The sequence below is a fragment of the Trabulsiella guamensis ATCC 49490 genome (assembly GCF_000734965.1).
In the GTDB taxonomy this organism is placed as follows: domain Bacteria; phylum Pseudomonadota; class Gammaproteobacteria; order Enterobacterales; family Enterobacteriaceae; genus Trabulsiella; species Trabulsiella guamensis.
The window spans coordinates 1-19527 of the sequence record NZ_JMTB01000081.1 but is presented as its reverse complement, the minus strand read 5'-3'; the positions used below and the strand labels follow the sequence as shown (position 1 = coordinate 19527).

Below are 19527 nucleotides of genomic sequence, written 5' to 3'. Positions count from 1 at the left end.
GTCGTCAGCTGTCATCGACACTTGTGTCGATGACAGCGCCTCCACATTGCAATTCTTTAATAAATCAATAAGTTAAAAGATGGCGTGATTTATGCATTCTCCCGGCATTAACTGTTAATGCTGGAGAACTGGATGAACCGTTTCATCATCGCTGATGCGAGCAGATGTATTGGCTGCCGCACCTGTGAAGTGGCCTGCGTGGTTTCCCATCAGGAAAATCAGGACTGTGCGGCCCTGACGCCACAAACCTTCCTGCCACGAATTCATGTGATTAAAGGCGTGAATATTTCTACGGCGACCGCCTGCCGTCAGTGCGAAGACGCACCCTGCGCGAATGTCTGCCCGAACGGTGCTATCAGTCGCGATCAGGGCTTTGTACATGTGATGCAGGAACGCTGCATCGGCTGCAAAACCTGCGTAGTTGCCTGTCCGTATGGCGCGATGGAAGTCGTGGTTCGCCCGGTGATCCGCAACAGCGGTGCGGGGCTTAAAATACGGGCGGAAAAAGCCGAAGCCAACAAGTGCGATCTCTGCTTCCATCGTGTCGATGGTCCTGCCTGTATGGCGGCGTGCCCGACGCATGCGCTGGTGTGTGTCGACCGCAATAAACTCGAACAGCTTAGTGCGGAAAAACGACGCCGTGCGGCGCTCGACACCCGTGTGTCGCTCCCCTTTTAAATTTCCCTCAACCGCGCTAATGTCGGCGTGAAAGGGCAGGTAGCGACGACATAAGCGAGGCACATGAACAGTAACGGCGTACAGCTGCGCATTCGCGGCAAAGTGCAGGGAGTCGGTTTTCGACCTTTTGTCTGGCAACTGGCCTGTCAGTCTCAGCGTGTGGGCGATGTCTGTAATGATGGCGAGGGCGTGTTGATCCGCCTGCTGGGCGAAGAAGGGGATTTCATCACTCGGTTGCAGGCGCACTGTCCGCCGCTGGCGAAAATCGACAGCGTGGAACGTTCGCCGTTTGACTGGTCGCCGATCCCCACTGATTTTACGATCCGCGAAAGTGGCGCCGGCAGCATGGCGACGCAGATTGTCCCGGACGCGGCTACCTGTGCGGAATGCGTCGCCGAAATGAATGACCCGCGAGATCGCCGCTACCGTTACCCCTTTATCAACTGCACCCACTGCGGTCCGCGCTTTACCATCATCAACGCTATGCCCTATGACCGCCCCTTTACGGTAATGGCGGTGTTTCCGTTGTGCGCCGACTGCGACGCCGAATACCGTAATCCGGCAGATCGCCGTTTCCATGCTCAACCAGTGGCATGCCCTGTCTGTGGGCCGCAGCTAATGTGGCAACAGGGAATGCAGACGCAACATAAAGAAGCCGCATTGCAGGCCGCGATTGACCTGCTGCGCGCAGGCGGCATTGTTGCTGTCAAAGGTATCGGTGGTTTTCATCTCGCCTGTGATGCCGGTAACGATGCTGCGGTCGCGTTGCTGCGCACCCGCAAACATCGTCCGGCCAAACCACTGGCGGTGATGATCCCGGATGCCGGTACCGTTCCGCCTGAAGCGCGCCAGTTGTTGACGACGCCTGCCGCGCCCATTGTGCTGGTGGCGAAATCCTGCGTGCCTGATCTCAGCGATGCCATTGCGCCGGGGCTGGATGAAGTGGGCGTGATGCTGGCGGCGAATCCGTTACAGCATTTACTGATGCAGGCGCTCCGGCGCCCGCTGGTGATGACCTCTGGTAACCTGAGCGGCAAACCGCCCGCCATAACTAACGAACAGGCGCTGGCCGATTTACACGGGATCGCTGACGGGTTTTTAATGCATAACCGCGATATCGTGCAGCGCATGGATGATTCGGTTATCCGCGCCAGTGGCGAAATGCTGCGCCGTTCGCGAGGTTACGTGCCGGATGCGCTGCCGTTGCCACCAGGGTTTGCCGATGTTCCGCCAATACTGTGTCTGGGTGCCGATCTGAAAAATACCTTTTGCCTGGTGCGTGGTGACCAGGCAGTACTGAGCCAGCATCTCGGCGATTTGAGCGATGAGGGTGTTGAAAAGCAGTGGCGCGATGCGCTGACGCTGATGCAGGACATCTACGATTTCACGCCACAGATGGTTGTGGCAGATGCGCACCCTGGTTATTGTTCATCGCAATGGGCGGCATCAATGGCGCTGCCGGTGCAGACCGTATTACATCATCATGCCCATGCCGCTGCCTGTCTTGCCGAACACGGCTGGCCGCTCGCGGGTGGTGATGTGATCGCCCTGACGCTCGACGGCACCGGGATGGGGGAACACGACACATTGTGGGGCGGAGAGTGTCTGCGCGTTAATTATTGCGAATGTGAACGTCTCGGCGGACTCCCTGCGGTGGCACTGCCGGGGGGCGATTTGGCCGCGCGTCAACCGTGGCGAAACCTGCTGGCGCAGAGTCTGGCGTTCATTCCTGACTGGCAGCAGGAACCGACGTTGCAGAAGTTGCGGGGCTATAACTGGCCGGTGGTGGCACGGGCGATTGAAAAAGGCATTAATGCGCCGAAGGCGTCTTCCTGTGGGCGACTGTTTGATGCTGTCGCCTGTGCGCTGGATTGCGCGCCCGAGACTCTGAGTTACGAAGGCGAGGCTGCCTGTCTGCTGGAAGCGCTGGCCGCATCCTGTGAGGACCGCGAGCACCCGGTGACATTGCCCTGCCGGGAAGGCGTACTGGATCTCGCCACGTTCTGGCAGCAGTGGCTGCACTGGCAGGCGACGCCCGCACAAAAAGCCTGGGCGTTTCATGATGCGCTGGCGCAGGGATTTGCCGTGCTGATGCGCCACCATGCGCAGTCTCGTGGCATTCAGACGCTGGTGTTCAGCGGCGGCGTGATGCACAACCGCCTGCTATGCGCGCAACTGTCGGCTTACCTTAGCGATTTCACGCTGCTTTTCCCGTCTCGTTTACCGGCAGGTGATGGCGCGATTGCTTTCGGTCAGGCAGTGATTGCTGCTGCACGTCCCTGTGTCTGAGGGTAATAAGGATTACAGCGATAGTGCCTTCAGCAGCGCAAAACCCTCTTTCATGTGACCTTCACTGACCACGAAAGCGCGCAGTTTTTCTTGGGTATCGACACCTTTCGCCACCATACCCTGCGAGTTTCTGACGATATGCCAGGTCAGATCGGCGCGACGGGTATCTCCTGCCAGGTGCAGCGGTACGTCCGGCGTTTTGACCTTTACCAGCATTGGCGACAGTTTCAGTGCGCCTGGCTGGCCCAGCAGGTTGCGGGCAAGCGTCATGGCGCTCAGCAGAATCGGTTGCAGGAACGGCAGTACCTGACCGTTGATCTCCGCGCAGTCGCCCAGTGCATAAATGTCCGGGTGACTGGTCTGCAATATGTCGTTGACCTTGACGCCGTGACGAGTCTGTAAACCGGCGCGGCGGGCGAGGGTGGTTTCCGGGCGCAGACCCGCGGCGGCAACCACCGCATCGACTTCAATGATCCGCTGACGATCGAGCATGACAAGAATGCCGCTGGCCGACTTCTCCAGCGCCTGCAACTGGCTTTTCAACAGCAGCTGGACGCCCATGTCAGTCAGACGGTGCTGCAACCGGCTACTGACTTCCGGCGGCATCAGCGAGGCGAGCAGGCTGGCAGCGTTGTCCACCACCGTGACCGCTTTCCCCGCGTGGCTGAAATCCATCGCCAGTTCAGTGCCAATCAGACCACCACCGACGATCAGCACGCGCTTCGCGTCATGCAGTTGCGTTTGCGAAGCTGCATACTCCTGCTGGCTGTTGAGCGTCAGCATCAGCTCACGGCCAGGAACGGGCGGAATAAACGGCGTGGCCCCTGTCGCCAGTACCAGTTTGTCGAAATGCCACTGCTTATCGCGGCATTTCACCACATGGGCGTCGGCGTCGATGTCGGTTATCCAGGTGTGCGGAAACAGACGCAGGTTATACTGTTCGGCGAAATCCCCGGCGGATTGTAGTGTGAGATCGGTGGCCTGCATGCCGCGACTGATCACGTGGCTGATGTCCGGTTTGTTGTATTCGTCCACACTGTCAGCCGCAATCAGGGTGAGGGGGATCGCAGCATCCTGTTTACGAATATTTTTTACCAGCTGGCGGGCGGCGAAGCCTGAACCAATTATCACGATACCGTGGCTCATTTTGCCTCCGTAGCCAGCACGTCAAAGACCTCTTTGCCCAGCGAACATTCCGGACACAGGAAGCTGTCCGGCACGTCATTCCATGGTGTGCCTGGCTCCACATTCTGATTGGGCTCGCCTTTCGCAGGATCGTAAACCCACTGACACACGCTACATTGCATGGATGGACCCAGGTCGGCGATGGTCGCAGCGGCACAGGCACAAACTTCTGTCGTTGTGGCTTTCTCATCAACAGGTAGCGGAGCGAGCGCCCACTGACGGGCGATGTCACGACCATGCTCGCGGCAGACTTCCAGCGCATACTGATCCGGACGCCATTTAGCTTTCAGGCTCAGTGACATCTCAAAACCGGCATCCTGCAGGCGGGTCGACAGACGGTCAACCGCGCCGCCGCTCCAGCCGTGCGAACCAAACGCGCTGGCGTGTTTATTACGAAAACGCAGGCCGGTCATCTCTTCCACCAGACCGGCAACCTTCGGCATCATCACATTGTTCATGGTTGAGGTGCCGACCAGCACGCCTTTAGAGCGGAAAACGTTGGTCAGAATGTCGTTTTTATCGCTGCGGGAGACGTTAAAGATTTTCACTGCCACGCGAGGATCGACGTCATTAATCCCCTGAGCGATAGCATCGGCCATCATGCGGGTGTTGTTGGACATGGTGTCATAGAAAATCGTGATCCTGTCTTCCTGGTAATCCGCGGCCCACTTCAGGTACTGCTCAACGATTTGCGTCGGGTTGTCGCGCCACACCACGCCGTGCGAGGTGGCAATCATATCAACTGGCAGGTTGAAACCGAGGATTTCGCTGATTTTCGGTGTCACCAGGCGGCTGAACGGCGTCAGGATGTTGGCGTAATAACGCAGGCACTGCTCATACAGTTCCGTCTGATCCACTTCATCATTGAACAGGCGTTCATCGCAGTAGTGCTGGCCGAAGGCGTCGTTGCTGAACAGCACCGCGTCACCGGTCAGGTAAGTCATCATGCTGTCCGGCCAGTGCAGCATCGGCGTTTCCACGAAGATCAGCTGCTTGCCGTTGCCAATATCCAGGCTGTCGCCCGTTTTGATGATGTTAAAGTGCCATTCCGGGTGGTGGTGGTGACCGGTAATGGAATCAATAGCGTTGGCAGTACAGTAAATCGGCGTATCAGGAATACATGCCATCAGCTCGGTCAGTGCCCCGGCATGGTCCTCTTCAGCATGATTGATGATGATGTAGTCGATATCAGCGAGGTCGATTTCCGCACGCAGGTTCCGGACGAAATCACGACTGAATTTGTGGTCGACAGTGTCGATCAGCACGTTTTTTTCTTCGCGGATCAAATAGCTGTTATAGCTGCTGCCTCTGAGCGTTTTGTATTCCGTCCCGTGGAAGTCGCGCACCTCCCAGTCACGTTGTCCAACCCAATGAATGTTATTTTTTACATGAATAGCCATGACAATCTCAGTGTTCTCTGTATCGTTGAAAAAGATAAATGTCTATTATCAAATGGCGTGCCAGTTTTTATTTTGTTGATTTTAAAAGACTAAGCTGTTCTGTGAGATGTTGTGACAGTCAAAACGACTATTATTGATTTCGTCAATATGACAATATGAATAGTCAAAATGACAACGAGGCGGCTATGAGTTTTTCCGTTGACGTACTGGCGAAAATCGCCATCGATTTACAGAGTGATATCGGTCATCCGGATCGTTTTGCACGGCTTATCACCACGCTGCGTGAAGTGCTGGGCTGCGATGCCTCGGCGCTGTTGCGCTACGAGGCGCACCAGTTTATTCCGTTGGCTATCGACGGTCTGGCGAAAGACGTGCTGGGAAGACGCTTTACCCTTGCCGGTCATCCGCGCCTCGAAGCCATCGCGCGGGCAGGGGATGTGGTGCGTTTTCCTGCTGACAGCGCGCTGCCCGATCCCTACGACGGGTTGATCCCAGGTCATGAAAGCCTGAAAGTTCACGCTTGTCTCGGACTGCCCCTGTTTGCCGGGCAAAATCTGATTGGCGCGCTGACGCTGGACGGCATGTCGGCGGATCAGTTCGACAGTTTCAGCGATGAAGAACTGCGATTGATCGCGGCGCTGGTATCAGGTGCGCTGAATAATGCGCTGCTGATAGCCCGTCTCGAAAGCCAGAACGTGCTGCCGGTCACCTCCATCAGCTACAGCGAGCCAGCAGCACAGGAAATAATTGGCCTTTCCGATCGCATGCTACAGCTGAAAAAAGAGATAGAGATTGTGGCGGCATCCGATCTTAACGTGCTGATTAGCGGCGAAACCGGTACCGGGAAGGAACTGGTGGCGAAAGCGATCCACGAAGGTTCGCCGCGAGCAGCGAATCCGCTGGTTTATCTCAACTGCGCCGCGCTGCCTGAGAGCGTCGCCGAGAGTGAGTTGTTTGGTCATGTTAAAGGGGCATTCACCGGCGCTATCAGCAACCGCAGCGGCAAGTTTGAGACGGCTGATAATGGTACGTTGTTCCTTGACGAAATTGGCGAGCTGTCGCTGGCACTACAGGCCAAGCTGCTGCGTGTCCTGCAATATGGCGATATTCAGCGTGTTGGTGACGATCGCAGCCTGCGCGTAAACGTGCGTGTGCTGGCCGCCACTAACCGTGATCTGCGTGAAGAGGTACTTACAGGCCGTTTTCGTGCCGATCTGTTTCATCGTCTGAGCGTGTTTCCGTTGTCCGTGCCGCCGCTGCGCGAGCGCGGTGATGACGTGTTGCTGCTGGCGGGCTATTTTTGCGAGCAGTGCCGGTTGCGGTTCAGTCTGTCGCAGGTGGTGCTTAGCCCTGGAGCGCGGGCGCGACTGCTGGCGTATGGCTGGCCGGGCAACGTGCGCGAGCTGGAACATGCGATTCATCGCGCTGTGGTACTGGCACGCGCCACACGGGCCGGGAATGAGGTGGTGCTGGAGCCGCACCATTTCCAGCTGAGCGATGAGAGCGGCGTTGCTGACATCAAATTAGCTGTGCTGTCGGAGCCGCAGAATCTGCGCGAGGCGACGGAGGCATTTCAGCGTGAAGCGATTGCGCGGGCGCTGGCGGCAAACCAACAGACGTGGTCGGCAGCCGCTCGTGCACTGGAGATGGACGTCGCCAACCTGCACCGGCTGGCGAAACGTCTGGGGATGAAGCCTTAGAGAATACCGGCCTGATAGAAATTTTGCAGGTTGATGGCACCGCACAGCCGACCCTGTTCATCAACCACCGGCGCGGCGCTGATTTTGTGGCGCATCAGGATTTCTTTGGCGTCAATGGCGCGCTCCTGCGCCTGCAATGTCACGCCGCCACGGGTCATTGCCGTGTTCACGGCATCATTGAGCGAGCCGCCTTTGACCAGCCAGCGACGCAGATCGCCGTCGGTGAAGACGCCGTCCACGCCGCCGTTTTCATTGCAGACCGCCACCAGACCCAGCCCGGTACGGCTCAGCTCGAGCATCGCGTCCATCACGCTGGCGCTGTTGTGGACCTGCGGTACGGCTTCATCCTTACGCATCAGATGATGCACATGATTCAACAAACGTGCGCCCAGCGCCCCCGCCGGGTGCGAACGGGCGAAATCTTCTTCACTGAAACCGCGCGCCTGCATGACCGCCATTGCCAGGGCATCACCCAGCATCAGGGTATTGACGGTGCTTGAGGTCGGCGCGAGATGCATCGGGCAGGCTTCCCGCCCGACGGAGATATCCAGCACCGCGGCGGCGGCCAGCGCCAGCGGCGACTGCGATTTGCCGGTCATCGCCAGCAGTGTCACGTTGCGTTCTTCGAGGCGGGGAATAATCAGCTCCAGCTCTTTTGCGCTGCCTGAGTAGGAGATAAACAGCATCACGTCGCGACTGTCGATCATCCCCAGATCGCCGTGCAGCGCTTCCGCCGGGTGAACAAAAAACGCGGGCGTGCCGGTACTGGCGAAGGTGGCGGCCAGTTTTTTCCCGATGTGCCCGGATTTACCAATGCCGGAGACAATCAGCTTGCCCTTGCAGTTAATGATGGTTTCCGCCGCGCGCACGAAGCTTTCGTCGAGGCGATCCGGGAGTCGGCTGGCTTCCTGTAGTTCCAGTAACAACGTCTGACGCCCGGTGTTCAGCAGAACATTACTCATGAGGTTCTCCGGTAATAATGACTTCAATGCCCTTCGCTTCGAGGGCTTCGCGGAATGCCGGCTCGATACCGGCGTCGGTAATAATTTTGTCGACGGTCTCCAGACCGCAGACAATGTTCGGGCTTTTGCGGCCAAACTTCGACGAGTCGGCCATCAGGATCACTTCGCGAGCCGCGTTGCACATCGCTTTGCTGACCGTATACACCTCGTTAAAGGTGGTGACGCCTGCGTTTAAATCAAGACCATCGGTGCCCATGAACAGTTTGTCGAAGCTGAACTGCTCAAAGGCGTTTTCCGCCAGCTGGCCGTGAAACGACGCTGATTTTTTGCGGAAGGTGCCGCCCGGCATCAGGATTGTCTGCTCGTTATCAAACTCTGCAAGCGCATTGACAATATGCAGGCTATTGGTCATGACGGTGATATTGCTGAAGCGGTTGAGAAGCGGGACCATTTGCAGCACGGTGCTGCCCGCATCGAGGATGATCGAATCACCATCGTGGATGAAACGGACTGCCGCGTCAGCAATCAGCGCTTTTTTGTGGGTGTTGATCAGCGTCTTATGATCGATAGGTGGATCCGCTTCATCTTTATTCAGCACGACACCGCCGTAGGTGCGAATGACCGTGCCTGCATGTTCGAGAGCCACCAGATCCTTTCGAATGGTTGTGCCGGTTGTGTCAAAGTGCTGTGCCAGCTCTTCAACCGAACCTTTTCCGTGCGCCTGCAGATATTCGATGATCGCTGCCTGGCGCTGACGTGGTTTCATAGGCGTTAGTATCCTGCGTTCAGATTTCACAATGATAATTTCGCAAGATATAAACGTTCGAAACGAAATTATCCATGTTTCAATTTAAGCGCTAATGATAGTGCATTCTGACAGAGCGGATCATGGGGAAAGATCACATCAGGCTGCAATTCCTTGAGGGGTTTTCCTTCCAGACCGGCAATTTTTTTCGGTCTGGCAAAAACAGTCAGGCCTCTCATCATCAACGTATCGACGACGTTATCGTTATTATCCAGCGCTATCGCCACCACAACACGAGGTTTGAAGCGCCCACCCGAACGCCCCACGCCTACGCGGCCTTGCTGGCAGAGCGTGTCGAATGCGTGATTAAACCGGTGGATCTGCCAGCCGCCTAACGCCATCTGTAAAAGCCAGGCGATAACAGCCACCGTGATTAATGCAGAAACCATGCTGCCCTCCTTGTAATATCGGCCCCATAGCGGGGCCGATTTTATCAGAACATCACTTGTCCGCCGGTGATATTGATCGACTGTCCGGTGCAATACGCGGCCCCCGGGCTTGCGTAGAACAGCAACACGTTCAGTACATCCTGATAGTCGCAACCGCGTTTTAGCGGAACCTTGTCGATGTAATACTGCTCGACTTCATCCGGCGCGATACCCAGTTTCTCCGCATACTGTGGCAGCAGTGACTGGAACATCGGTGACTTCAGCAGATTACCCAGCATCAGCGAATGCACAGTAATGCCGTATTCCGCCAAATCGAGCGCCAGCGACTGCGTCAGCCCGACGCCGCCAAATTTCGCGGCGCTATACCCGGAGTTGTGTTTACTGCCTACTTTGCCGGATTTCGAGTTGATCTGAATGATCCTCCCGGCGATGCCGTCGCGGATCATCAGTCGGGAAAACTCGCGGGCGCACAGGAAGTAGCCCACCAGATTAACCTGCAACGACCGATCAAAATCCCCTAACGTAAAGTCGCTAATAAACGCGGCTTTCGCGATCCCTGCGCTGTAGATAAGTAAATCAACGCGGCCGAAAACTTCATCAACTCCCCGGGAGAGCGCCTGAACGCTGGCTTCGCTGGTGGCATCCGAACCAAAACCATACGCCATTCCCTCGCCATATTGAGCGTTAATTTCTTGTGCGACGTGGTTGGCTTTTTCACTTTGAATATCTACCACCGCCACACGATACCCTTCAGCAGCAAGCCCGTGGCACAAAAATGCGCCTAACGTTTGTCCTCCACCGATGACAACGGCAACCTGACTCATCTCTTTCTCCTTACAACTTAAGCTAAAAATTTCAGAATGCAGCCCGGTGCGATTGCAACCGGAACCGGACCGGCAACATGAACGGTGCCCGGGAACTCCGCCGTGGTTTGCCCGTCAAAGCGCAGCGTGATGTGGCCAAGCTCGCGCAGGTTTTGTTCCGCGACGTCACCGACCGCGGTTACCGGATAGCAATGCTCACCCAGTTCCAGTGCTGCCCCGGCATGTAGCGAGCCGGACAGCTCGCCATGACAGTGAATAAAGCAGTACTCCTCGATATCGGCAGGCGCTCCCTCGCGAAAGGTGATTAACATGCTGTCTTCCAGCGCCAGACATGCGCTGGCGCCAATTTGGGTAATCGTGGTCTGGTAAATGACAGTCATTTCGGAACCTCTTATTGATAAATAAATCCAGAGACAAACCAGGCAATCAGTACGGTTGGTGCCCCGGTCAGGAAGCGGCTGACCAGCACGGAGGGCACACCCACACGCACAGTTTCCTGGCGCGCTTCCGCCAGCGACAGTCCAACCGGAATAAAATCACACGCCGCCTGAGCGTTAATGGCAAACAGAGCGGGCAGCGCCAGATGCGGCGGAATGTTGCCCTGACCAATCTGCACGCCAATCAATACGCCGATAACCTGCGCTATGACCGCGCCTGGCCCGAGGAAAGGCGACAGCAACGGGAAGGAACAAATGAGCGCCAGCGTCACCAGACCCAGCGGATGGCTTGCAAGCGGTGCGAGTCCGTGCGCAATCCAGTCGCCAAGACCCGACGCCATGATGATCCCGATAAGCGCCGACACGAAGGCCATAAAAGGAAGAATGGTTTTCAGCACCGTATCGATGGTGTCGCGTCCGGCCTGGAACAGTACTGCCACCGCAGAGCCCATTCCCATCCCGACTTTGGCCAGCAAACCATCGCTCTGTTCAGTGATTTTTTTGCTGGTGTCGTATTCGCGCGGCGCAGCTTTGGCAGCGGGCTGCGGTGCCTGCTGTGGGGCGTCGCCGGTGAGACGAATGTTCTCTTCTTTCACCCCGGAGACATAAATATCTTCGGTGATGTACTGCGCCAGCGGGCCGGATTTACCCGTGGCGTGGATATTGATAGTAGGAATACGACGCTTCGGATAGAGCCCGCAGCGCAGCGTACCGCCGCAGTCGATGATCGCCACGCCGATTTCATTTTCCGGCGGTTCACCCTCTTTAAAGCCATCAACCGCTTGCCAGCCGGTCAGCTCAGCCAGTCGGTCAACAATGGCCGGACGCGTTCCCGCCGTGATATAGACAATCTTTTTCCCGTTGGTTATGTCCAGTTCCAGCGGGCCGCCCCAGCCGCTTGTGCCTTTTTCTATACGAATGCGCGTCATGATGTTGCCCCTGTTAAATGCACTTTCTGCTCAAGCTCAATGGCCATCTTTTTCTCAAAAATTGAGGTAGTCAGGTCGGTGACCCAGCCGCGGAAGAAGTTCGTCACCAGACCGACCAGCAGATAGCTGACGGCCAGCGGGCCGAGGGGTAAACCGAGCGTGGTCAGACCGCTGGCGATGCCGAGATAGACAAACAACTCGCCGGGGTTGATGTGCGGGAACAGACCGTTCATGGAGTGGCAGCTGTAGGAGGCTGCGGCGTAGTAGCTGGGCTTGTATTTTTCTGGCATAAAGCGGCCGAGGCTCAGCGTCATTGGGTTACAGAACACAAAGGTGCCGATGCAAGGCAATAACAGGTAACGGCTAATTGGATTTCCCGCACACTTTTGCGCCAGCTTTTCGATTCGGTGTTGACCGATAAAGTTGATCAATGCGTTCATGATCACCAGCAGACTGATCAGCAGCGGCAGGATGCCGGTCACCATCCCGGTAAACACCTCCCCGCCTTTCTGAAACAGCCCGATGAACCATTCGGCACCATGGGTAATGGTTTCTATCATTATTATCTCCTTCAGAGGTTTTATTTTTCATCTCGCGAGTCATTTTAATCATTTTGAAAGATTTAAAAGTGTTATTGCGATCTCAAAATGAAAGATAAATCTTTTAATTTGAAAGATTGTTAGGAGGGAAGAAATAATGGCGGGTCGGGGAGAGTACTGCTTCCTTGTCGGCGGTGGGATGCTTTACCATACTCATTTCTTGCCGAAATTTGTTGAATGGATATCCCATGTTGAAGCGTCGTTTCCTGGTTTTGCTCCCCCTTGCCGTTCTGATCGCTGCCTGCAGCAGCTCACCGAAAACCACCGCCCCGCAAACGGCAAATGCCCCCGGGTCTTCTGGCAGATTTTTGCTGGAGCCACAGCACAATGTGATGGTGATGAGCGGCGATTTCGCGAACAACCCGGCGGCGGAACAGTTCATCGATAAGATGGTGAGTAAGCATGGTTTCAACCGGGAACAGTTGCACGACATTTTGTCACAGGCCAAACGACTGGATTACGTGCTGCGTCTGATGGACCGACAGGCACCCACCGCACAGCTTCCGACCGGGCCTAATGGCGCGTGGCTGCGTTACCGTAAGCAGTTCATCACCCCGGATAACGTACAAAACGGTGTGGCGTTCTGGAACCAGTATCAGGACGCGCTGAACCGCGCCTGGCAGGTCTACGGCGTGCCGCCGGAAATCATCGTCGGCATTATCGGCGTCGAAACCCGCTGGGGGCGCATCATGGGCAAAACCCGTATTCTCGACGCGCTGGCGACGCTCTCCTTTAACTACCCGCGCCGCGCGGAGTACTTCTCCGGCGAGCTGGAAACGTTCCTGCTGATGGCGCGTGACGAACAGGATGATCCGCTTGATCTGAAAGGGTCATTTGCCGGGGCGATGGGCTACGGTCAGTTCATGCCGTCCTCTTATAAACAGTATGCGGTTGACTTCAACGGTGACGGTCACATCAACCTGTGGGACCCGGAAGACGCCATTGGCAGTGTGGCTAACTATTTCAAACAGCACGGCTGGGTGGCGGGCGACACCGTGGCCGTACCGGCGATGGGCCAGGCGCCGGGCCTTGCGAACGGCTTCAAAACCAACTACAGAATTTCGCAACTGGCGGCGGTGGGGCTGTCGCCCACACAGTCGCTGGGGAATCATCAGCAGGCGAGCCTGCTGCGTCTGGATGTCGGCACCGGTTATGAGTACTGGTACGGCTTGCCGAACTTCTACACCATCACCCGCTATAACCACAGTACGCACTATGCGATGGCTGTCTGGCAACTGGGCCAGGCCGTAGCGCTGGCGCGCGTACAGTAATCCTCATGCGCCCTTTCTGCAGGTGGAAAGGGCGTTGCGGACGATTTTTCTGAAGCCTCCTCGTAAAATCTTCACCTCATCCCCATCTTCGTGTGGAAAGTGGTATCGTGAGGCTCCTCATTTTTGGCTATTCGGGGTGATGCATGACCGATCAAGAATTGAAGCAACTGAGCGAACAGATTGGGCTGGCGCTGAAGGCGCAGGGGGCAACGGTCACTACGGCGGAATCCTGCACCGGCGGCTGGATTGCGAAAGTGATCACCGATATCGCAGGAAGCTCCGCCTGGTTTGAGCGCAGCTTTGTCACCTACAGTAATGAAGCCAAAGAGCAGATGATTGGCGTACGCGGCGCAACGCTGGAGGCGCATGGCGCGGTCAGCGAACCGGTAGTGGTTGAAATGTCCATCGGCGCACTACGGGCGGCGAGAGCCACTTACGCACTGTCTGTCAGCGGGATTGCCGGGCCGGATGGCGGCAGCGAGGCGAAACCGGTGGGCACCGTCTGGTTTGGTTTCGCCTGCGCCAACGGGCAGGGGATTACGCGTTGTGAACACTTTGCCGGTGACCGCGATGCCGTGCGCCGGCAGGCCACTGCCTACGCGCTAAATACCCTCTGGCAACAATTTCTACAAAATACTTGATACTGTATGATTGTACAGTATAATTGCTTCAACAAAACAGAGTTTACCCGGTAACACCCGGCATGAAAGCATGACAGGAGTAATAATGGCTATCGACGAAAACAAACAGAAAGCGTTGGCGGCAGCACTGGGCCAGATCGAAAAACAATTCGGTAAAGGCTCCATCATGCGCCTGGGTGAAGACCGCTCTATGGATGTAGAAACCATCCCGACCGGTTCGCTTTCACTGGATATCGCACTGGGTGCAGGCGGTCTGCCGATGGGCCGTATCGTCGAAATCTACGGGCCGGAATCTTCCGGTAAGACGACCCTGACGCTGCAGGTCATTGCCGCCGCACAGCGTGAAGGCAAAACTTGTGCCTTCATTGATGCGGAACACGCGCTGGACCCGATCTACGCTCGCAAGCTGGGTGTTGATATCGACAACCTGCTGTGTTCCCAGCCGGACACCGGCGAGCAGGCGCTGGAAATCTGTGACGCGCTGGCGCGCTCCGGTGCGGTCGACGTTATCGTTGTGGACTCCGTTGCTGCGCTGACGCCGAAAGCGGAAATCGAAGGTGAAATCGGCGACTCTCACATGGGCCTCGCGGCACGTATGATGAGCCAGGCGATGCGTAAGCTGGCCGGTAACCTGAAACAGTCCAACACGCTGCTGATCTTCATCAACCAGATCCGTATGAAAATTGGCGTGATGTTCGGTAACCCGGAAACCACCACTGGTGGTAACGCGCTAAAGTTCTACGCCTCCGTGCGTCTGGATATCCGCCGTATCGGTGCGGTGAAAGAGGGCGACAACGTCATTGGTAGCGAAACCCGCGTGAAGGTAGTGAAAAACAAAATCGCGGCACCGTTCAAACAGGCCGAGTTCCAGATCCTCTACGGCGAAGGCATTAACTTCTACGGCGAGCTGGTTGACCTGGGCGTGAAAGAGAAGCTCATCGAGAAAGCCGGTGCATGGTACAGCTACAACGGTGACAAAATCGGTCAGGGTAAAGCTAACGCAATTAGCTGGCTGAAAGAGAACCCGGCGGCGGCGAAAGAGATCGAGAAAAAGGTGCGTGAGCTGCTGCTCGGCAACCAGTCTTCCACGCCGGACTTCGCTGTTGATGACAGCGGCGAAGGTGTAGAGGAAACCAACGAAGATTTCTGATAACGTTGTAAAAAGAGAAAGGGCTGCTGATGCGGCCCTTTTGTTTTTTCTCACTGATGGGTTTTATCATGTCTGAATCTACGGGACGCCGCGCCGCTTATGCCCGTCTGCTGGACAGGGCCGTACGAATTCTGGCGATGCGCGATCATGGTGAACAAGAGCTTCGCCGCAAACTTGCCGCACCGATAATGACAAAAAGTGGCCCTGAAGAGACGGATGCCACACCTGACGACATCGAAAATGTCATTAACTGGTGTAAAGAGAGCCATTACCTTGACGATGCGCGCTTTGCCCGCCAGTTCATCAGCAGCCGTAGTCGTAAAGGTTACGGTCCGTCACGCATTCGTCAGGAGTTAAATCAAAAAGGGATTTCCCGCGAAATCAGCGAATTAGCCCTGTATGAATGCGACGTGGACTGGGCAGAAAAAGCGCGCGAGCAGGCTGTGCGGAAATATGGCGAGCCATTGCCGACGGAATTTGCGATAAAAGCAAAAGTACAGCGATTTTTGCTTTATCGGGGGTATCTGATGGAAGATATCCAGGAAATATGGCGAAATTTTGCAGATTGACCCCATCGGGGATTTTACTTCCCTTTAAAGAAAACTTATCTTATTCCCACTTTTTTCCGTCAGGACGCTGACCCGCTCAAAAAGTGGTCAACCGGCACCTGCGCAATTCGTTAGCTTGATTTCAGGATAATTATGAGCAAGAGCACCGCTGAGATCCGTCAGGCGTTTCTCGATTTTTTCCATAGCAAGGGACACCAGGTTGTTGCCAGCAGCTCCCTGGTGCCGAACAACGATCCGACCCTGCTGTTTACCAACGCCGGGATGAACCAGTTCAAGGATGTGTTCCTTGGTCTCGACAAACGTAATTATTCCCGCGCGACTACGGCGCAGCGTTGCGTGCGTGCGGGCGGTAAACACAACGACCTGGAAAACGTCGGTTACACTGCACGTCACCACACTTTCTTCGAAATGCTGGGTAACTTCAGCTTCGGCGATTACTTCAAACACGACGCCATCAATTATGCATGGGAGCTGTTAACCGGCGAAAACTGGTTCAACTTGCCGAAAGATCGTTTGTGGGTGACCGTATACGAAACCGACGATGAAGCCTTTGATATCTGGGCTAATGAGGTCGGTGTTCCGCGTGAACGCATCATTCGTATCGGTGACAACAAAGGCGCGCCGTACGCTTCTGACAACTTCTGGCAGATGGGTGATACCGGTCCGTGCGGTCCATGCACCGAAATCTTCTTCGATCATGGTGACCATATCTGGGGTGGGCCTCCGGGCAGCCCGGAAGAGGACGGCGATCGTTATATTGAAATCTGGAACATCGTCTTCATGCAGTTCAACCGTCAGGCCGACGGCACCATGGAACCGCTGCCGAAACCGTCCGTTGATACCGGGATGGGGCTGGAGCGTATTGCGGCCGTGTTGCAGCATGTGAACTCCAACTATGAAATCGATCTGTTCAGCAAGCTAATCCAGGCCGTTGCCCACGTGACGGGGGCGACCGATCTCAGCAATAAATCGCTGCGGGTCATTGCTGACCATATTCGTTCCTGTGCGTTCCTGATTGCTGATGGCGTTATTCCGTCGAATGAAAACCGCGGCTACGTGCTGCGTCGTATCATTCGTCGCGCCATTCGTCACGGCAATATGCTGGGCGCGAAAGACACCTTCTTCTACAAACTGGTTGCGCCGCTGATTGAGGTTATGGGCTCTGCCGGTGAAGACCTGAAACGCCAGCAGGCGCAGGTTGAGCAGGTGCTGAAAACCGAAGAAGAGCAATTTGCCCGCACGCTGGAACGCGGACTGGCGCTGCTCGACGAAGAACTGGCGAAACTGAAGGGTGATACCCTGGACGGCGAAACCGCTTTCCGTCTGTACGACACCTACGGTTTCCCGGTGGATCTGACCGCCGATGTGTGCCGCGAGCGCAATATCAAAGTTGATGAAGCGGGCTTTGAAGCCGCGATGGAAGCACAGCGCCGTCGCGCCCGTGAATCCAGCGGTTTCGGCGCCGACTATAACGCGATGATTCGCGTTGACGGGGCGTCAGAATTCAAAGGTTACGATCACCTTGAACTGAACGGTAAAGTGACTGCGCTGTTTATCGACGGCAAAGCCGTTGATAGCGTCAGCGCGGGCCAGGACGCCGTTGTCGTGCTGGATCAAACGCCGTTCTATGCGGAATCCGGTGGCCAGGTTGGCGATAAAGGCGAACTGAAGGGAGCGAGCTTTACCTTCACTGTGAGCGATACACAGAAATATGGTCAGGCGATCGGTCATCTTGGTACGCTGAAAACCGGTTCGCTGAAAGTGGGTGATGCGGTACAGGCCGATGTTAATGAAGCGCGTCGCGCACGGATCCGTCTGAACCACTCCGCAACGCACCTGATGCACGCCGCGCTGCGCGAAGTGCTGGGTACGCATGTTGCGCAGAAAGGTTCACTGGTTAACGATAAAGCACTGCGCTTTGACTTCTCCCATTTCGAGGCCATGAAGCCGGAAGAGATTCGTCGTGTGGAAGATCTGGTCAACGCTCAAATCCGCCGCAACCTGCCAATCGAAACCCACATCATGGATCTTGAAGCTGCGAAAGCTAAAGGGGCGATGGCGCTGTTTGGCGAGAAGTATGACGAGCGCGTCCGCGTTCTGAGCATGGGCGATTTCTCTACAGAATTGTGCGGCGGGACTCATGCCAGCCGTACCGGTGATATCGGTCTTTTCCGAATCACTTCCGAATCGGGTACTGCCGCTGGCGTTCGACGCATTGAGGCTGTTACCGGTGAGGGGGCTATGGCTAACCTGCATGCGGAAAGCGATCTTTTAAGTGAAGTCGCGCAACTGCTGAAGGGTGACAGCCATAATCTGACTGATAAAGTACGAACCGTCATGGAACGCACCCGTCAGCTGGAAAAAGAGCTGCAGCAGATGAAGGATCAGGCTGCGGCGCAGGAGAGTGCGAATCTCTCCAGCAAAGCCATCGATATCAACGGTGTGAAGCTGCTGGTTAGCGAGCTGTCCGACGTTGAACCTAAGATGCTGCGCACGATGGTTGACGACCTGAAAAATCAGTTGGGTTCCACGATTATCGTTCTGGCGACAGTGACTGAGGGTAAGGTTTCTCTGATTGCGGGCGTGTCGAAAGATGTTACTGACCGTGTCAAAGCAGGCGAACTGATTGGTATGGTTGCTCAGCAGGTAGGCGGGAAGGGGGGCGGACGTCCGGATATGGCTCAGGCCGGTGGTACCGACGCGGCTGCGCTCCCGGCAGCTCTGGCCAGTGTTAAAGACTGGGTGAGCACAAAACTGCAATAACTATAAATGCTTGCAGGCGCCAAAACTCAGGGGTTATGGCGCCTTGCTATGCGGTATCGATAACGATAAAGTCAGGTTGAAAATGTGTATATCGGCTAAACTTACGTTTAACAGAATGTGATGCCATGACTGCTTACGCGCCCGCGCGTTTGTCATCGCTTACTTTTTGGCGTTATATGATGGATAATGCCGGGATACAGAGAGACCCGACTCTTTTAATCTTTCAAGGAGCAAAGAATGCTGATTCTGACTCGTCGAGTTGGTGAGACCCTCATGATTGGAGATGAGGTCACTGTGACAGTTTTAGGGGTTAAGGGTAACCAGGTACGCATCGGCGTAAACGCCCCTAAAGAAGTCTCTGTTCATCGTGAAGAAATCTACCAGCGTATCCAGGCTGAAAAATCCCAGCAGTCCAGTTACTAAGGTTCTTGCGTCTCACTAAGTGGTGAGACGCAATCCACTATTCACCCCCGTCTTTCATTGTTTTTTCCCCTTATTCCGCCGCACTGACATAGCTGTACTGACGCAGGTTGGCTGTTGATAAAACACCCTTTTTGCCGTTTTTGCAGGCTAATTGCGCGTGAAGTGTGCAAACGATGAAAGGTTCGGAAAAATTGTTTGACTTATAAGTCTCAGAAAGTAATATGTGCGCCACGCAGCGACGATGAGCTTAAACAAGTTCTTCGAAGCACTCGTAAGAGGCGTGTGGTGAGGTGGCCGAGAGGCTGAAGGCGCTCCCCTGCTAAGGGAGTATGCGGTCAAAAGCTGCATCCGGGGTTCGAATCCCCGCCTCACCGCCATTTTGCATCCGTAGCTCAGCTGGATAGAGTACTCGGCTACGAACCGAGCGGTCGGAGGTTCGAATCCTCCCGGATGCACCATCTTACTCAGTGTTGCAACGTAGTGTGATACTGAATCAGCGTATTAAAATCAGTT

The 19527-nt window shown here is 55.6% G+C and carries 18 protein-coding genes and 2 tRNA genes; 11 read left to right on the top strand and 9 right to left on the bottom strand.

Annotated features, from left to right (window positions below):
* Nucleotides 1-132 precede the first annotated feature (132 nt).
* Both hydN and hypF read left to right on the top strand, forming a co-directional pair.
* Nucleotides 133-678, top strand: a complete 546-nt coding sequence (hydN, locus tag GTGU_RS12505; protein WP_038157519.1) for an electron transport protein HydN — start codon at nt 133-135, stop codon at nt 676-678.
* Nucleotides 679-741: 63 nt separating this feature from the next.
* Nucleotides 742-2967 carry a carbamoyltransferase HypF gene (gene hypF / locus GTGU_RS12500; protein WP_038157516.1) on the top strand — a complete coding sequence of 742 codons (2226 nt, stop codon included), beginning with the start codon at nt 742-744 and terminating at the stop codon, nt 2965-2967.
* Between the two features lie 12 nt (nt 2968-2979).
* On the opposite strand, the gene norW is transcribed toward hypF, so the two are convergent.
* A complete protein-coding gene (gene norW / locus GTGU_RS12495; protein ID WP_038157512.1) occupies nt 2980-4113 on the bottom strand; it encodes an NADH:flavorubredoxin reductase NorW in 1134 nt (377 codons plus the stop codon).
* Nucleotides 4110-5552, bottom strand: coding sequence for an anaerobic nitric oxide reductase flavorubredoxin (gene norV / locus GTGU_RS12490; RefSeq protein WP_038157509.1), 1443 nt, complete (start codon nt 5550-5552; stop codon nt 4110-4112). The genes norW and norV overlap by 4 nt, the downstream gene beginning before the upstream one ends.
* 185 nt (nt 5553-5737) lie before the next feature.
* Here norV and norR point away from each other — a divergent pair, with 185 nt between their 5' ends.
* The gene (gene norR / locus GTGU_RS12485; protein WP_038157506.1) at nt 5738-7252 is read left to right on the top strand and encodes a nitric oxide reductase transcriptional regulator NorR; all 1515 of its coding nucleotides are present in this window, start codon (nt 5738-5740) and stop codon (nt 7250-7252) included.
* Here norR and gutQ read toward each other — a convergent pair.
* The 7 genes from gutQ to srlA form a co-directional block, all read right to left on the bottom strand.
* Nucleotides 7249-8214, bottom strand: a complete 966-nt coding sequence (gene gutQ / locus GTGU_RS12480) for an arabinose-5-phosphate isomerase GutQ (protein ID WP_038157504.1) — start codon at nt 8212-8214, stop codon at nt 7249-7251. The genes norR and gutQ overlap by 4 nt on opposite strands.
* Nucleotides 8207-8980 (bottom strand): glucitol operon DNA-binding transcriptional repressor SrlR, encoded by a 774-nt coding sequence (srlR, locus tag GTGU_RS12475; RefSeq protein ID WP_038157501.1) that lies wholly within the window; start codon nt 8978-8980, stop codon nt 8207-8209. Before srlR ends, gutQ begins: the two co-directional genes overlap by 8 nt.
* Before the next feature lie 68 nt (nt 8981-9048).
* Nucleotides 9049-9408 carry a transcriptional regulator GutM gene (gene gutM / locus GTGU_RS12470; RefSeq protein ID WP_038157499.1) on the bottom strand — a complete coding sequence of 120 codons (360 nt, stop codon included), beginning with the start codon at nt 9406-9408 and terminating at the stop codon, nt 9049-9051.
* A gap of 44 nt (nt 9409-9452) precedes the next feature.
* Complete coding sequence (gene srlD, locus GTGU_RS12465; RefSeq protein ID WP_038157496.1) at nt 9453-10232, bottom strand: sorbitol-6-phosphate dehydrogenase; 780 nt, start codon at nt 10230-10232, stop codon at nt 9453-9455.
* Nucleotides 10233-10249: 17 nt separating this feature from the next.
* Entirely contained in the window at nt 10250-10612 is a 363-nt protein-coding gene (gene srlB, locus GTGU_RS12460; protein WP_038157494.1) for a PTS glucitol/sorbitol transporter subunit IIA, read from the bottom strand.
* An 11-nt stretch (nt 10613-10623) separates the two neighbouring features.
* Nucleotides 10624-11598, bottom strand: coding sequence for a PTS glucitol/sorbitol transporter subunit IIB (gene srlE, locus GTGU_RS12455; protein ID WP_038157490.1), 975 nt, complete (start codon nt 11596-11598; stop codon nt 10624-10626).
* Nucleotides 11595-12158, bottom strand: coding sequence for a PTS glucitol/sorbitol transporter subunit IIC (gene srlA / locus GTGU_RS12450; protein ID WP_038157487.1), 564 nt, complete (start codon nt 12156-12158; stop codon nt 11595-11597). Before srlA ends, srlE begins: the two co-directional genes overlap by 4 nt.
* A 227-nt stretch (nt 12159-12385) precedes the next feature.
* Here srlA and mltB point away from each other — a divergent pair, with 227 nt between their 5' ends.
* From mltB to GTGU_RS12410, 8 genes are all read left to right on the top strand, one after another.
* Nucleotides 12386-13468, top strand: coding sequence for a lytic murein transglycosylase B (mltB, locus tag GTGU_RS12445; protein WP_038157485.1), 1083 nt, complete (start codon nt 12386-12388; stop codon nt 13466-13468).
* Between the two features lie 143 nt (nt 13469-13611).
* Nucleotides 13612-14109, top strand: a complete 498-nt coding sequence (gene pncC / locus GTGU_RS12440) for a nicotinamide-nucleotide amidase (protein WP_038157483.1) — start codon at nt 13612-13614, stop codon at nt 14107-14109.
* An 85-nt stretch (nt 14110-14194) separates the two neighbouring features.
* Nucleotides 14195-15259, top strand: coding sequence for a recombinase RecA (recA, locus tag GTGU_RS12435; RefSeq protein WP_038157481.1), 1065 nt, complete (start codon nt 14195-14197; stop codon nt 15257-15259).
* Between the two features lie 68 nt (nt 15260-15327).
* Nucleotides 15328-15828 (top strand): recombination regulator RecX, encoded by a 501-nt coding sequence (gene recX, locus GTGU_RS12430; protein WP_038157678.1) that lies wholly within the window; start codon nt 15328-15330, stop codon nt 15826-15828.
* Nucleotides 15829-15960: 132 nt separating this feature from the next.
* Nucleotides 15961-18591 (top strand): alanine--tRNA ligase, encoded by a 2631-nt coding sequence (gene alaS, locus GTGU_RS12425; protein WP_038157476.1) that lies wholly within the window; start codon nt 15961-15963, stop codon nt 18589-18591.
* A 237-nt stretch (nt 18592-18828) separates the two neighbouring features.
* Nucleotides 18829-19014: a carbon storage regulator CsrA gene (csrA, locus tag GTGU_RS12420; protein ID WP_000906486.1), complete on the top strand. Its 186-nt coding sequence runs from the start codon at nt 18829-18831 to the stop codon at nt 19012-19014.
* A 284-nt stretch (nt 19015-19298) separates the two neighbouring features.
* Nucleotides 19299-19391, top strand: a tRNA-Ser gene (locus GTGU_RS12415).
* 4 nt (nt 19392-19395) lie between these two features.
* Nucleotides 19396-19472: transfer RNA gene (locus GTGU_RS12410), tRNA-Arg, on the top strand.
* Nucleotides 19473-19527: the final 55 nt, after the last annotated feature.